Genomic DNA, 13,796 nt, shown 5'->3' with positions numbered 1-13,796 from the left:
CGCCATGTCGCGCATGGACGCGCCGCGCGGCGCCGAAGCAACATCTGAGGAGGCCCCTGCCCGCAAGGCGCGGACGCGCCGCCCCGAGGGCGGCCACTCCGCCCTGGGCGAGCGGCTCATCGCCGGGGTTCCCGCCCGCATCATGCGCCCGCGCATCGTCTTTCTGGCATGTCTCGTGGCGATTCTCGCCTTCGGCCTGCTCATGGTCTACTCGGCGTCCTCCGTCGAGGCCCTGAAGGAGATGGGCAGCTCGGTCTATTACCTGCAGCGCCAGGCGATCTTCATCGCGATCGGCCTCGCTGGCATGCTGGCGGTGAGCCGGGTGCCGCTCGTGGTCATGCGCTCCAAGCTCGCGTGGTGGGCCTGGGGGGCCATGCTCGTGCTGCTGATGCTCGTGCTTCTGGTCGGCAAGGACGCCGGCGGCGCCCGCCGCTGGATCTTGATCGCCGGCCAGCAGTTCCAGCCCTCGGAGTTCGCCAAGGCGGTCGTGGTGGTCACGGCTGCCAAGATCTTCTACGAGTACTACGAGGAGGGCTCGCTCGACACCGCGCGGTTCCTCGCCCTGCTGATCGCCTGCGCCGGCGCCCCGCTGCTGACCATCATTCTCGAGCCCGACATGGGCACCTGCCTGATCATCGCCGGCTCGGTGTTCTGCATGGCCTACTTCGCGGGATTCTCCTACAAGCTCATCGGCGCCGTCCTGGGCTTAGGCGCCCTTCTGGCGGTCGTGCTCATCCTGTCGTCCGACTACCGCGCCGACCGCCTGTTTCTGGGCAACCCCTGGGACGACCCCTACGACACCGGCTACCAGGCCACGCTCGCCATCATGGCGTTCGCCTCGGGAGGGCTGTTCGGCCGCGGCATCGGCAACTCGACCATGAAGTACAACTATCTGCCCGAGGCGCACAACGACTACATCCTGGCCATCATCGGCGAGGAGCTGGGGCTCGTGGGCACGCTCGCCTTCTTTGCGGTGTTCGCCGTCATGGTGTACGCCGCGTTCAAGATCGCCTGGCAGTCGCCGAGCATCCAGGGGCGCCTCATCGCCTCGGGGTCGATCGTGCTCATCGCGCTGCAGTTTCTCATCAACATCCTGGGCATCTTGGGCGTCACGCCCATGACGGGCAAGACGCTGCCGTTCACCTCGTACGGCGGCTCGTCCATGATCGCGTCGCTGATCCTCATGGGCCTCGTCTTGCGCGTGTCGATCGAGAGCAATCCCAAGACGGTCTACGACGTGCGCCGCGACGACTTCGCCGTGGTGGAGGAGAGCACCGCCGGCGAGCCGCGCCTGCGCGGGGCTCGCTCGGGGGGCTTCACGGTGCTCGACGGCGCCCAGGGCCGCCCGCGGGGGACGGGGCGCGACGACGCCCGCCCGCAGGCGCCGCGGCGCTCGGCTCCGCTCGCCTCGTCGCGTGGCGGCTGGGGAGACGGCGCCCAGGGCCGCTCGCGCGTCGACTTGGGACGAGACCCTGCCGACCGGCTGCGCCGGTCCGGGCCGCGCGTGGGGTATGACAGGGGAGGATATGCGCCCGGCCGCGGCCGGGCGACCGGGTCGCCAAGGGGGAGACGCCATGACCGATAAGAAACGGATCGCCATCGCTGCCGGAGGAACCGCCGGACACGTGAATCCCGCCCTCGCGCTCGCCGAGGAGCTGCGCGAGCGCGGGCACGAGGTGCGCTTCTTCGGCGAGACGAGGCGCCTCGAGGGGAGGCTCGTGCCCCAGGCGGGCTTTGACTTCTACCCGGTCGAGGTGACCGGGTTCGACCGCCAGAAGCCCTGGACCCTCATCACGGCCCTCGTGCACCTGGCGCACGAGGAGCGCCGCCTCGTGCGCGCCTTCGAGGCCGACCCCGCCCTGAAGCCCGACGTCGCCATCGGCTTCGGCGCCTATGTCGAGCTGCCCCTGGTGCGGGCGGCCGCACGCCTCGGCATCCCGTATGCCCTGCACGAGCAGAACTCCGTGCCGGGCCTTGCCAACAAGCAGTCCGCCAAGGGCGCCTCGCTCATCGGCATCGCCCAGCCGAGCGTGGCAGACGTCTTCAAGAAGCAGGGCGCCCGCGCCGACGCGATCAAGATGGTGGGCAACCCCGTGAGGCCCTCGGTGCTCGCGGGCGACCGCGCGCGCGGCCGCGCCGGGCTCGGCGTGCCCGAGGACGCCACCATGCTCCTGGTCTTCGGCGGGTCGCTCGGGGCGCATCACATCAACGCCCGCATGGCGCAGCTGAAGGACGAGCTGCTCGCCCTCGACGGGGCCTACGTGCTGCATTCCGCCGGCGCCGACGACTTCGAGGCGACCCGCGACGCGCTCGCGCTCACCCCCGCCGAGCAGGAGCGCTACCGCGTCGTGGAATATATCGAGAACATGGGCGACGTCCTCGCGGCCTCCGACCTGGTGCTGTCGCGCTCGGGCGCCTCGTCGGTGGCAGAGATCGCGGCGCTCGCCGTGCCCTCGATCTTGGTGCCCTACCCCTTTGCCACGGCCGACCACCAGACCACCAACGCCCGCTATCTCGTGGACGAGGGCGCGGCGGTCATGTTCGCCGACGCCGAGATCGACTCGCTGGCCTTCAAGGAGCGCCTGCTGGGGCTGCTCGCCGACGCCGATGCGCGCGCCGCCATGCGCGACGCCGCTCGCGGGCTGGGTCAGGACCGCGCCGCCGCGCGCCTGGCCGATGCGCTCGAGGAGCTCTAGGGACGCCGCAGAAGGCGCGCCGTGCCGTCCGGGGCGCGCCTCCTGGGCCGCCTGGTGCGGGGCGGCCTGCCGCCGGCGTGCTGAGTTGCCGCTGTCTGCGTAGCGCGTTCGCACGGCGCCCGAAGTTGCGGTAAAGTGTCAAAGATATGCATCGACCGTAGCTGAAGGGGAGTATATCCGCATGGCAGACACTACGACCGCGCCCACCGCTCCGGCGTTCAAGCGCGCTCACTTTATCGGCATCGGCGGCGCCGGCATGAGCGGCATCGCGCTCGTGTTGCACGAGCGCGGCTATGCCGTGAGCGGCTCCGACCTCAAGACCTCGCGCTACATCCGCCAGCTCACCCGTGCCGGCGTCGAGGTGCGCGTGGGGCACCGTGCCGAGACCATCGACGAGCTCTCGCCGGACGTCGTGGTGGTCTCCACCGCCATCCCCGAGACCAATCCCGAGCTCGTGCGCGCCCGCGAGTTGGGCATTCCCGTCTGGCCGCGCGCCAAGATGCTCTCCGCCCTGGGCCATGGCCACACCACCGTCGCCATTGCGGGCACCCATGGCAAGACGACCACCTCGTCCATGTGCGCCACCATGCTCGACCGCATGGGCGCCGACCCGAGCTTCCTCATCGGCGGCATCGTCGAGGGCTACGACACCAACGGCCGCAACGGATCGGGCGACTTCTTCGTGTGCGAGGCGGACGAGTCCGACAGCTCCTTCCTCTATCTCGACCCCGACGTGGTGGTGGTCACCAACGTCGAGGCCGACCATATGGACCACTACGACTCGCTCGAGGACATCGAGCGCACCTTCGTCGAGTTCATGCGCCTGGTGGGCGACCACGGCACGGTGGTGGTGTGCGGAGACGCGCCGCGCCTGGTCGAACTCGCCCGCGAGAGCGGGCGCCGCGTGGTCACCTACGGCGTGAGCGAGGACTGCGACGTCGTGTGCACCCCGCACATGGTCTCCCACGAGCTTTCGGCGTCTTGCACCGTGCGCTTCGCCGACGGCTCCTCCTTCGAGGTGGCCATCAAGGCCAACCCCGGCGTGCACAACCTGCTCAACGCCACCGCGTCGCTCACCGTGGCGCAGGTGCTCGGGCTCGACGTCGCGAAGGCCGCCGAGGCCCTCTCCGGCTTCAAGGGCGTGCGCCGTCGCTTCACCCATGTGGGCGACGTCGACGGCGTCACCGTGGTCGACGACTACGGGCACCATCCCACCGAGATCAAGGCGACGCTCGCCGCCGCCCGCGCGCTGGGCTACAAGCACGTCGACGTCGTCTTCCAGCCGCACCGCTACTCGCGCCTCGAGGCCTTCGCCGACGACTTCGCCGATGCCTTCGCCGACGCCGACCGGCTCGTGCTCATCGACGTGTTCTCTGCCGGCGAGATGCCCATCCCGGGCGTCACGAGCCGCATGCTCGCCGACAAGGTGCGCCTGCGCCATCCCGGCAAGGAGGTCGTCTACGTGGGCGACCGCATGCTCGTCTCCCAGCGCCTCTCCGAGGTGGTCGAGCCGGGCGACCTGCTGATCACCATGGGTGCCGGCGACGTCACCACCGTCGGGCCCGAGTTCATCGCATATAAGACCGCCGCTGCCGAGGCCTCGGAGTAGCCCGCATGGGACTGTTCAACGCCGTCATGTCGCTCTCGGGCGCCATCGACACCGATGTCATAGAGCATGAGCGCCTCGCGCGCCACACCAGCTACCGCATCGGCGGCAAGGCGGCGCTGTTCATCACCTGCCACAGCTACCACGCCCTGCGCCGCGCCATCGAGACGCTCGACCGCGAGCAGGTGCCCTGGGTCATCATCGGCCGCGGCTCCAACCTGCTCGTGGCCGACGAGGGCTATGAGGGCGCCGTCGTGACGCTCGGCCGCGAGTTCATGCGCACCGTGCTCGCCGAGGACGGGCGCACGCTCACGGCGGGCGCGGGGGTGATCTTGGCCCGCCTGGTGAACGAGGTGTATTCAAAGGGCCTCTCGGGCCTCGAGTTCGCCATGGGGATTCCCGGCACCGTGGGCGGGGCCGTGTCCATGAACGCGGGCACGCGCACCGAGTGGATCGGCTCGCTCATCGAGGACGTCATGACCTACCAGCCGGGCCGCGGCATGCGCCACTATGCCCACGACGAGATCGCGTGGGGGTATCGCGAATGCGGGCTGCCGCGCGACGAGATCGTGCTCGAGGCCACGCTGCGCCTGCATCCCGCCGACAAGGCCGACATCCGCGAGAAGATGGAGCGCTACCTGTCGCGCCGCCGCCGCACGCAGCCCATCGGCAGCGCGTCTTGCGGCTCGGTCTTCAAGAATCCTCCTGACAGAAGTGTGGGTAAGATGGTCGAGGACTGTGGATTGAAGGGTTTTTCCGTCGGCGGCGCGGAAATCTCGACGGTTCACGGTAACTTTATCGTCAACACGGGCACCGCGACGGCCTCCGACGTCGCGGCGGTCATCCGACACGTCTATGGGAAGGTACGGGAGGCGTATGGCGTCGAACTTCAACCGGAAGTCAAATTCCTCGGGTTCTAACGCCTCAAAGCCCACCTTCCGCAAGGCGTCGGGATCGCGCCGCGCCCAGGCGCCGCGCCCCGCCAGCCGCCCCGCGGCAAAGCCGTCATCTGCGGCCAGGCCCGCATCCAAACCCATCGGGTCCTACACGGCGTCCCCGAAGCGCAAGCCAGCTGCGGCAAGGCCCCAGGCACAGCCGCAGCGCCGCATGTCGGCGCCCAAGGCGCCTGCCAAAGCGCCGGCCAAGGCCCCCGCGCGCTCGCTTTCGCCGAAGCCCTCGCCGTCCAAGAACCGCCCTGCCGCGGGCGCCTCTCGCCCCGCCTCGCGGCCGCTTTCCGCCCCCGCGCAGCGCCGGCCCGCCTCAGGTGCCAAGGGCCCTGCAGGCCCTTCTGCCGTCATCGGCTCCACGATGGGCGCGTCCTCGGCCCGCAAGCGCACCGCGCCCCGCATGACGCCGGGGCGCTCGCTCACCTCGGTGGCGTCTCCGCGCGTCTCGGGCGCCAAGGCGCAGAAGGCGCCGGGTGCTCGCGGGGGCTCGGGCGTGCTCGCGGTCGTCGCCGCCCCGGTCGCGCTCGTGCGAGGCGTGCTGGAACGCATCCCGCACCCCCGCATCCCGGGCAAGATGGTCGCAGGCGCCGCGGCCGTGCTCGCGCTCGTGGCCGTGGTGGCGCTCCTGGTCGTCAACTCGGCGCTCTTCACGGCGACCAACATCATCGTGAACGGCAGCGGGCACGTCTCGCAGGAGACCGCCGAGCAGCTCATCGAGGTCCCCGCCGGCACCACGCTGCTCAACGTGGACGAGGCGGCGATCGCGTCATCGCTCGAATCGAATCCGTGGGTGCGCGGCGTCACCGTGGAGCGCCAGTTCCCCGACACGCTCATCATCACGCCCACCGAATGGGAGGTCTCCGCCATCGCCTACATCACGGCGAGCGACGTCGCCTGGGCCATCTCGAGCGACAACAAGTGGATCTCTCCCATATCGCTGACCGTGACGGTGGACGCCGAGGGCAACATCGTGTCCGAGGGCGCCTCCACCGCAGGCGCCGCCGGCGACGCCGAGACGGGGGCGACCGGAGACGACGCCGCCGGCGACGCCGCGACCGGAGGCGACGCCTCCGCCGGCACCTCGGGCGACGCCGCGACGGGCGACGGCACGACCGACGCTACGGCCGACGGCGCAACGGACGGCGCCTCCGCCGACGGCACGTCGGGCGACGCTACGGCGAACACGACCACCACCGACGGCTCCACCACCACGACCAACCCCGACGGCACCCAGACGCTCAACGGCATCGCCGCCGCCCAGGCCATCGCCCGCCGCGACGGGGCCGTGCTCTTCACCGACATCGCCTCCGACGTGGAGCCTGTCTCGGGCCAGGAGGTCACCTCCGAGGTGATTCTCGCCGGCCTGGAGTACGCGCGCGGCTTCTCGAGCGAGTTCATCGCCCAGATCAAGGAGATCTCGCTCACCTCCGTCGAGGCGATCTCCGCCGACCTCGATTCGGGCGTCGAGGTGTCGCTCGGCGCGCCCGAGGACATCGCGCTTAAGGAGCGCGTGGTGACGCGGCTGCTCGAGCAGGAGCAGGGGGTGACCTACATCAATGTGCGCACGCCGGACAACTACTCGTTTAGAAGCGCCCCGGATAGCTAGCTGGATACGCTGTGTGTCCAAATCTTTTCGGCGAACGGTTGCCGCATCCACCTGCGCATTGTTCGACAATTCCACAATCCGGGCCGCCAGATTTGACCGCTACCTGCATTTTGTGCAAATATAAGGCGGTTTACCTCGACGTTTCATGTAAACTTGAGGCTTAGAGTTTGAGATAACTTCGCAGTACCGTTTATCGGAGGACCGACATGCACGAGAACGAGATCAACAATTATCTTGCCGTCATCAAGGTGGTCGGCGTCGGCGGCGGCGGTACCAACGCGGTCAACCGCATGATCGAAGAGGGTATCCGCGGCGTCGAGTTCGTGGCCATCAACACCGACGCGCAGGCTCTTGCGATCTCGGATGCCGACATCAAGGTGCACATCGGCACCGATCTCACCCGCGGTCTGGGCGCCGGCGCCAACCCCGAGGTCGGCCGCAAGGCCGCCGACGAGTCGCGCGACGACATCGCCGAGGCGCTCGCCGGCGCGGACATGGTCTTCATCACTGCGGGCGAGGGCGGCGGCACCGGCACCGGCGCGGCCCCCATCGTCGCCGACATCGCCATGAACGACGTCGGCGCGCTGACCGTCGCGGTCGTCACCAAGCCCTTCACCTTCGAGGGCCGCAAGCGCAAGCAGGCCGCCGAGGAGGGCATCCGCACCCTGTCGCAGAGCGTCGACACCCTCATCGTCATCCCGAACGACCGCCTGCTTGCCACCGCCGAGAAGAAGACCACCATGCTCGAGGCCTTCTCCAACGCCGACGGCGTGCTTTCCCAGGGCACCCAGGGCATCACGGACCTCATCACCGTGCCTGGCGTCATCAACCTCGACTTCGCCGACGTCAAGACCATCATGAAGCAGGCCGGCACCGCCATGATGGGCATCGGCACCGCTTCGGGCGACAACCGTTCGGTCGACGCCGCCCAGCAGGCCATCTCGAGCCCGCTGCTCGAGAGCTCCATCGACGGCGCGACCCGCGTCCTGCTCTCCATCGCCGGCTCCAAGGACCTCGGCATCCAGGAGATCAACGACGCCGCGGACCTCGTCGCCAACGCGGTCGACCCCGAGGCGAACATCATCTTCGGCACCGTCGTGGACGAGTCCCTCGGCGACCAGGTGCGCATCACCGTCATCGCCACGGGCTTCTCCGATTCCAACGTGAACCGCCAGGACGACCTCTTCACGTCCAGCTCCTCCAAGTCGAGCGACCGCGACCCGCTGGGCTCGCATGCGGCGCCCGCGCAGAAGAGCGCTCCCACCCGCAACATCGGCGGCACCGAGGTTCCCAACTTCGGCAACGACCAGTTCGAGCTTCCCGACTTCCTGAAGCGCGGCTCGTTCTAAGCGTTCCCACCATAGCCGGCTCAAGCCCTCGGCGCTCGCGCCGGGGGCTTTTTGCATTTTTGCATTGCGGGCGCCTGTCAGGCTCCAGACAGTGGGTACATGTGTCCCTGTAGCGTCTTTTGAAGGCTCCGGCGGGAGCGGGAGGCAACATGATCGAGGAGGAGCTCATGAAACACGGCGAGCGGGGCGGGCTGCGGCGGATCGAGCGCGCCGGCGTGGCCCTGGTGGGCGATGTGGAGGGGCCGGTCTCCTTCGGCTTCACCGAACGCACGGGCGGCGTGTCCCGGGCCCCATTCGCCTCGCTGAACTTGGGCGCCCATGTGGATGACGACCCTGCCGCCGTGGCCGAGAATCGCCGCCGCGTGCTGGCCGCCCTCGGAGCGGAGTCCTTATCCGACCGGCTCGTCGTGCCCAACCAGGTGCACGGCGACCATGTCGTCACGATCGCCGACGGCTCGCCGGCGGCCCTTGAGGCGGCGCGCGCCGAGGCGGCCGCCGGCGCCGACGCCGTGGTGTGCACGGCCCCCGACGTCCCCGTGCTGCTCTGCTTTGCCGACTGCGTTCCCTGCATCCTGGTTGCCCCGCAGGCCTTCGCCGTCGTGCACTCGGGGTGGAAGGGCACCTTCGCCGGCATCGCGGGTAAGGCGGCCCGCGTGCTCATGGAGCGCGCAGGATGCGCCCCCAGCGGGATTGCGGCCTATATCGGTCCCCATATCCTGGGCGACGAATACGAGGTCTCGGACGAGCTCATGGAGCGCTTCCGCACCCGGTTCCCTGACGTCGCGGTGGGGAAGGGGCGCCTGCTCGACCTGTCGGAGTGCATACGCTTCTCGCTCGTCGAGGCGGGGCTCTCCCCGGATGCGATCTTCGATCCTCAGCTTTCCACCATGAGGGAGAACGACCGGTTCTACTCCTACCGGGCGGAGAGCGGGCGGTGCGGGCGGCACGGCGCCGTGGCGGTGCTCGCCGGCTGACGGGCGCCGCCGCGCGAGGCGGGTTCTGCGGGCTTCGCACGGGCTCCACGGCGGGGAGGGCGTCGGGCGTGCGTCTTTCGGCGAGAGGGACGCCTTCCGGCCATATGCAGGGTCCGAGCGTCATTGCAGACGGTCCGCTGGCCGTTTCCTTACAAATCCTTGACGGTTGGTCTCTACACTTAACCCGGGTATGACCGCTCCTGCCGACGATTTCGTCGCAGGCGCGCCCGACCCACGCGCCTCTCCGCGCCGGCTGCCACCTGACGGGCGGGAAGCACGCCCCTAGCACTGTTGATTGGAGTTTTGACATGCGCAAACTGTACTCTCGCCAGCTCATCGAGGCTCGCCACGAGATGCTGTCCATCTACGAGGCGATCGACCTTGCTCTGCATGACGCCGTTCATGCGTTCGTGGAGGGGGACAAGAAGCTCGCCTCCAAGACCAAGAAGAAGACCCTGAAGATCGACGCGCGCTGCGCGAACCTCGAGGCCGTGTGCTACAACCTCATCGCCACCCAGGCCCCGGTCGCCTCTGACTTCCGTCTGCTCCAGACCATCATCTACACCGACTTCTGCCTGCAGCGCATGTGCGACAAGGTGCAGCGCGTCGCCCGCGCCGCAAAGCTGAAGGCCACCACCGAGATCGAGCTGCCCGCCGAGCTCATCGACCTCGTGAACCAGGAGGCCTCGAGCGTCTACAAGGTCATGGGCACCGCCGCGTCCGTGCTGGTGACCAACGACCTGGCGGTGCTGCGCACCCTGAACAGCCAGGAGGAGTCCGCCCACAGCATCTATGAGGAGTTCTTCCGCTCCTTCAACCGCATGGCATCCGTCGAGCTGACCGACGACCGCTCCTACGACGACTTCCGCCGCGTCATCATGGTGTCGCGCTACCTCGACCGCTGCGCCCAGTACAGCATCGACGCCGCGAGCCGCATCATGTTCCTGCTCACGGGCCAGCGCTGGAACAGCGTCGACATCGCCGGCTTCGACGAGGACGAGCTCGAGTCGCTGCGCGTCCCGTCCGGCGAGGGCGTCATCCTGCGTCCCGAGGTCGACGCCGCCTCGGTGGCGAAGATCCCGCTCGACGAGGTCACCCCGGCGCTTCGCGCCCTCATCGAGAACCCCGTCGACGAGGACGACGAGGACGACGAGGCCGAGGACGAGGACTTCGACGCCTAGGCCTTCTTGCAGACAGGGGCGCCCCCCGGCGGCCGCCCGCGATATAAACCTTGCGTGTCCAGGGCGCGGTTCCACTTCTCGGGGCCGCGCCCTGCGCTAGTATGGATGCGTTCGAAGAAGTCGTGAAAGGTGCGTTGTATGACTGACTACCAAGACCAGATCCGCCGCCGCCGCGAAGAGATTCTCAGCCGTGCCGACGCGGCGCTCACGCGGGCGGGAAGGTCATGGTCGGACGTCAAGATCATGGCGGTGTCGAAGACCGTCGACACCGAGCGCGTTCTCGACGCCATCCATGCCGGCTACCGCCTGTTTGGCGAGAACCGCCCCCAGGAGCTCGTGCGCAAGCTCGACGCCCTCAAGGGGGCGCCCGAGGCGGCCGACATCCGCTTCGACATGATCGGCAACCTGCAGACCAACAAGATCAACGCCGTGCTGGGACGCGCCGCCTGCATCCATTCCATCAGCTCGCTCCACCTGGCAGAGGCCGTCTCGTCGCGCGCGGCGCGCCGCCTGGAGCAGGGGGAGCTCGCCGCGCCTCAGCCGGTGCTCATCGAGGTGAACGTGTCGGGCGAGGCGTCAAAGTCGGGCTTCGACCCAGACGAGCTGCGCTCGTGCATGGGCGAGCTGCGAGAACTTCGTGGAATCCGCATCGAGGGGCTTATGACGATGGCCCCGCGTGGGGATAAGCACCGTGCCCGCGAGACGTTCGCGGGGCTTCGAGGCCTGCGCGACGAGCTTCTGGCTGCCCATCCCGCACTCGAGCTCCCCGAACTGTCCTGCGGCATGAGCGAGGACTTCGAGGTCGCGCTCGAGGAGGGATCGACGCTCGTTCGCCTGGGCAGGGTGGTCTTTGACCCGTCCTTTGAGCTAGAATAGACGAACTAGCGTTGTCCTTACCGCACCGCTCATCCATCGCGCACCGAGAGAGGTTGAGAGACGTGAGCTTCTTAGACGATATCAAGAGCAGGCTTCCGTTCGGTCAGAACCAGGGTTCGTATGGTCAGGACGGCTATGGCCAGGATGACGGCTATGCCGACGACTATTACGACGGCAACGGCTATGGCGACGGCTACCAGCAGGACGGCTACGGCTCCTCCGACTCCTACGCAGGGGGCGGCTACGGCTCCTCTGAACCCTCTAACGGCATCCTTGGCCAGACCCGTCGCGGCGAGGCCGAGTCGGTAGCCGTGTACACCCGCTCCGGCCAGCTGGTGGGCGATGCCGATCGTCATGCCACCACCTATAACCCGCCGTCGCGCCAGGAGAGCGGCTATCGCCCCGGCGCCTACGACACGCCTTCGAGCTACGCGGCGACGGTGCGCAGCCATGCCTCGACGCCCGCCCCCACCCCCTCTGCGGTGGAGACTGCCCAGCATGCGAGCGCCATCCTCAACGCCACGCCGCAGCTCCCGGCCTTTATCCTGCGTCCCGAGAGCTACGACGACGTCGAGACCGTCGTGCGCCGCGTGCGCACCAAGCAGCCCGTGGCGCTCGTCTTCGTGGGCGTGCGCACCGAGGTCGCCAAGCGCGTGCTCGACTTTAGCTACGGGTTCGCCTGCGGCCTGGGCGCGTCGGTGCAGGAGGTGGGCGACCGCATCTTCATGGTGCTGCCCGCCGGCTGCGAGGTCAAGAACTCCGACCTGCAGAAGCTGCGCGACGACGGCTACCTCAAGTAACGTACCTTAGATCACAGGGAGTCTCTCATCATTACCGCATACTCGATCGCCCAGCTCATCAGCACGCTCGTCAACTTCTACGAGATGTTGGTGCTGGTCTATATCATCATGCGCTGGTTCCCCTTGCGTGAGGGCGGGCTGGCATACGACATCGCCATGGTGCTCCAGTCCATCTGCGAGCCTTTCTTGGGGCTTTTCCGCCGATTCATCCCGCCTATGGGCGGAATCGACTTCTCGCCGGTTATTGCGATTCTTGCGCTCAATCTGATAGCGCGATTCGTAATAGGTATAATCATTTAGGAAACGCAGGGCGGCCGTGCATGGATCGGCTCGCTCACGCGACGAAAAGGAGTACCAGACATGGCTATCACACCTGCAGACATTCAGGCGCAGACCTTCTCCGAGGCCAAGCGTGGCTATGACCCGGCCGAGGTCGATGTCTTCCTGGAGCATGTTTCCGCTGAGGTCGACGCGATGCTCTCCAAGATCGTGGACCTCAAGAACCGCCTGACCGCCACTGAGCAGCAGCTCGCCGACGCCCAGGCCCAGCTCTCTTCGCGCCCGGCCGCCGCGGCTCCTGCGCCCGTGCAGCCCAGCATCTCCGCTTCCGAGCGCCAGATCTCTGCCGCGCTCATCTCCGCCCAGCAGACCGCCGAGGCCATCATCAACGACGCCCAGCAGAACGCCGAGCGCATCGCCAACGAGGCCGACGCCAAGGCGCGCGACGTCATCCGTCAGGCCCTGCAGGAGAAGCAGGAGGAGATCAAGGAGATCGACCGCCTGAAGGCTTCCCGCGAGGAGTTCAAGGCCGAGTACATCAAGCTCATCCAGCATTTCATGGACGATGCCCAGAACTCGTTCCCGCCTGAGCTCATGGCTTCCACCCCGGTGGGCTCCGCCGCTGCCGCACCGGCCCCGGTCGCTGCCCCCGAGCCCGAGCCCATGCCCGTGGCGCCGGCTCCCGCGCCGGTCGCCGACCCGTTCGCGCCGCTCGACAACTTCGGCATGGACGACCTGGACTAGGCTCGAGCCCATCGACAACGAGCCTGCACAAAAAGCGCCGCTCCTTCCGGGGCGGCGCTTTTGCCATGTGTTGAACCGGACGAAATATGATTGTTCGGCTTATAGGCCGGTTCCTCGGTCTCCAGTGTCGAAGACTTGTTTTTCGGCACTGAAGACTATGGAGGACTCTTTGGCATAAAGGATGCTCATTGTTTAGAGTACGAACTCCTCGCGGGTGATGCAACGGGCCTCGCGCTTGTCGGGCTCGGCAATGCTGTCTGCGGCGTAACCGAGGGTGAGCATGGACACGGGGAGGACGTCGTCGGCGAGGCCGAACTCCTCACGGGCGACTGCGGGGTCAAACATGCATACCCAGCAAGTCTGGAGTCCAAGATCCACCGCCTGCATCACCATCTGGTCGACCACGATGGTGGTGTCGATGAGCGAGGAGTTCATCTGGTCCTGGCGACGCACCCACGCGTCGTTCGTCTTGGCGCAGGCGAGCAGCACCACGGGCGCGCCAAAGACGCTGCCGTCCTTGGCGAAGTTGTGGGCGGCTTTGGCTGCCTTTGCGCGCGCCTCGGGCGTATCGCACACGATGAGGCGCGTCGGATGATTGTTGTGGGCGGAGGGGGCGATGCGCCCCGCCTCGACGATCGCGGCGAGCTTCTCGGGCTCGACGGCGCGGTCCTCATAGGAGCGGCAGGAATAGCGGGCACGGGTGAGTTCTGCAAACGACATGGGTCTCCCATCGGTTGA

Annotated in this window: 13 protein-coding genes; 12 read left to right on the top strand and 1 reads right to left on the bottom strand. The window is 67.8% G+C overall.

Translation table 11 applies throughout. The features are described from left to right. The first annotated feature begins 13 nt into the window (after nt 1-13). The 12 genes from H6A15_RS05810 to H6A15_RS05755 all read left to right on the top strand — a co-directional run bounded on the left by H6A15_RS05810 (nt 14) and on the right by H6A15_RS05755 (nt 13,058). The gene (locus H6A15_RS05810; RefSeq protein ID WP_239462396.1) at nt 14-1,585 is read left to right on the top strand and encodes an FtsW/RodA/SpoVE family cell cycle protein; all 1,572 of its coding nucleotides are present in this window, start codon (nt 14-16) and stop codon (nt 1,583-1,585) included. Beyond that, complete coding sequence (gene murG / locus H6A15_RS05805; protein WP_204672806.1) at nt 1,575-2,696, top strand: undecaprenyldiphospho-muramoylpentapeptide beta-N-acetylglucosaminyltransferase; 1,122 nt, start codon at nt 1,575-1,577, stop codon at nt 2,694-2,696. The genes H6A15_RS05810 and murG overlap by 11 nt, the downstream gene beginning before the upstream one ends. Before the next feature lie 181 nt (nt 2,697-2,877). Continuing rightward, nucleotides 2,878-4,305: a UDP-N-acetylmuramate--L-alanine ligase gene (gene murC, locus H6A15_RS05800; RefSeq protein WP_204672805.1), complete on the top strand. Its 1,428-nt coding sequence runs from the start codon at nt 2,878-2,880 to the stop codon at nt 4,303-4,305. Between the two features lie 5 nt (nt 4,306-4,310). Beyond that, the gene (gene murB, locus H6A15_RS05795) at nt 4,311-5,222 is read left to right on the top strand and encodes a UDP-N-acetylmuramate dehydrogenase (protein WP_204672804.1); all 912 of its coding nucleotides are present in this window, start codon (nt 4,311-4,313) and stop codon (nt 5,220-5,222) included. 187 nt (nt 5,223-5,409) lie between these two features. Further along, nucleotides 5,410-6,855 (top strand): cell division protein FtsQ/DivIB, encoded by a 1,446-nt coding sequence (locus H6A15_RS05790; protein ID WP_239462395.1) that lies wholly within the window; start codon nt 5,410-5,412, stop codon nt 6,853-6,855. Nucleotides 6,856-7,061: 206 nt separating this feature from the next. Further along, a complete protein-coding gene (ftsZ, locus tag H6A15_RS05785) occupies nt 7,062-8,204 on the top strand; it encodes a cell division protein FtsZ (RefSeq protein WP_204672802.1) in 1,143 nt (380 codons plus the stop codon). A 149-nt stretch (nt 8,205-8,353) separates the two neighbouring features. Further along, a complete protein-coding gene (locus H6A15_RS05780) occupies nt 8,354-9,178 on the top strand; it encodes a polyphenol oxidase family protein (RefSeq protein ID WP_239462394.1) in 825 nt (274 codons plus the stop codon). Between the two features lie 308 nt (nt 9,179-9,486). Beyond that, complete coding sequence (locus tag H6A15_RS05775) at nt 9,487-10,359, top strand: phosphate signaling complex PhoU family protein (protein WP_204672801.1); 873 nt, start codon at nt 9,487-9,489, stop codon at nt 10,357-10,359. 138 nt (nt 10,360-10,497) lie between these two features. Then, the gene (locus tag H6A15_RS05770) at nt 10,498-11,235 is read left to right on the top strand and encodes a YggS family pyridoxal phosphate-dependent enzyme (protein WP_204672800.1); all 738 of its coding nucleotides are present in this window, start codon (nt 10,498-10,500) and stop codon (nt 11,233-11,235) included. A 62-nt stretch (nt 11,236-11,297) separates the two neighbouring features. Next, entirely contained in the window at nt 11,298-12,035 is a 738-nt protein-coding gene (sepF, locus tag H6A15_RS05765) for a cell division protein SepF (RefSeq protein ID WP_204672799.1), read from the top strand. Between the two features lie 27 nt (nt 12,036-12,062). Next, nucleotides 12,063-12,335: a YggT family protein gene (locus H6A15_RS05760; protein WP_342635822.1), complete on the top strand. Its 273-nt coding sequence runs from the start codon at nt 12,063-12,065 to the stop codon at nt 12,333-12,335. A 60-nt stretch (nt 12,336-12,395) separates the two neighbouring features. Continuing rightward, entirely contained in the window at nt 12,396-13,058 is a 663-nt protein-coding gene (locus H6A15_RS05755; RefSeq protein WP_204672797.1) for a DivIVA domain-containing protein, read from the top strand. 192 nt (nt 13,059-13,250) lie between these two features. On the opposite strand, the gene H6A15_RS05750 is transcribed toward H6A15_RS05755, so the two are convergent. Beyond that, complete coding sequence (locus H6A15_RS05750) at nt 13,251-13,778, bottom strand: nitroreductase family protein (protein ID WP_204672796.1); 528 nt, start codon at nt 13,776-13,778, stop codon at nt 13,251-13,253. Between the last annotated feature and the right edge of the window lie 18 nt (nt 13,779-13,796).

The organism is Enorma phocaeensis (genome assembly GCF_016901575.1).
Classification (GTDB): domain Bacteria; phylum Actinomycetota; class Coriobacteriia; order Coriobacteriales; family Coriobacteriaceae; genus Limicola; species Limicola phocaeensis_A.
Note: the sequence above shows the minus strand (reverse complement) of the source record. Positions and strands in the feature narration are given on the sequence as shown.